This is a genomic window from Nocardiopsis lucentensis DSM 44048, from assembly GCF_000341125.1.
Classification (GTDB): Bacteria; Actinomycetota; Actinomycetes; order Streptosporangiales; family Streptosporangiaceae; genus Nocardiopsis; species Nocardiopsis lucentensis.
In genome coordinates this window covers 1-611 of the sequence record NZ_ANBC01000967.1, presented here as the reverse complement: position 1 = coordinate 611, position 611 = coordinate 1, and the positions used below count along the sequence as shown (strand labels likewise).

Sequence of the window (611 nt, the reverse complement as noted above, 5' to 3'; positions counted from 1 at the left end):
GCCCAGGTGGCGGGTTGGACGATGTCGACCCGGTCCAACGACCGCCCCTCGGTGAGGGTTTCGATCAGGTCCCAGTCGGTGTGGGGGGCCAGGGCACGCGCGCATGCGTGGAGTCGTTGGGCGAAGGCGGGCTGGTCGCGTAGGAGGTGTGCGGCCATGCCGGTCCACTGGGTGCCCTGGCCGGGGAAGACCAGGACCTGTTTGCCGTCGGCCGCGACACCGGTGATGACGGCGGGGTCGGGTTCGTCTGCGGCCAGGTGACGTAGGTGGGTGGCCAGGTCTTGGGTGGTGTGGGCGAGGACGGTGGCGCGGTGGTCGAAGGTGGTGCGGCGGGCCATCGTGTGGGCGATGTCGCCCAGGTTCATTTCTGGGTTGTGGTCGATGGTGTCGGCGAGCCGGGAGGCGGCGTCGGTCAACGCCTTGGGGGTCCGACCTGACAGCAACACAGGAACAGGACCGGGAATGTCAGGGCTGTCCTGGGCCTGGCTGAGTTCTGTTGCTTGTTCGATGATCAGGTGGGCGTTGGTGCCGCTGACCCCGAATGAGGAGACCGCCGCCCGCCGTGGCCGGTCGTTCTCGGGCCAGGGTTGGGCCTGGTCGAGGAGTCGGAC

Annotated in this window: 1 protein-coding gene; it reads right to left on the bottom strand. The window is 68.7% G+C overall.

All coding sequences use genetic code 11. The annotated features are described in order from the left end of the window. A partial coding sequence (locus D471_RS37470; RefSeq protein ID WP_040692419.1) for an acyltransferase domain-containing protein occupies window positions 1-611 on the bottom strand: 611 nt, incomplete at both ends.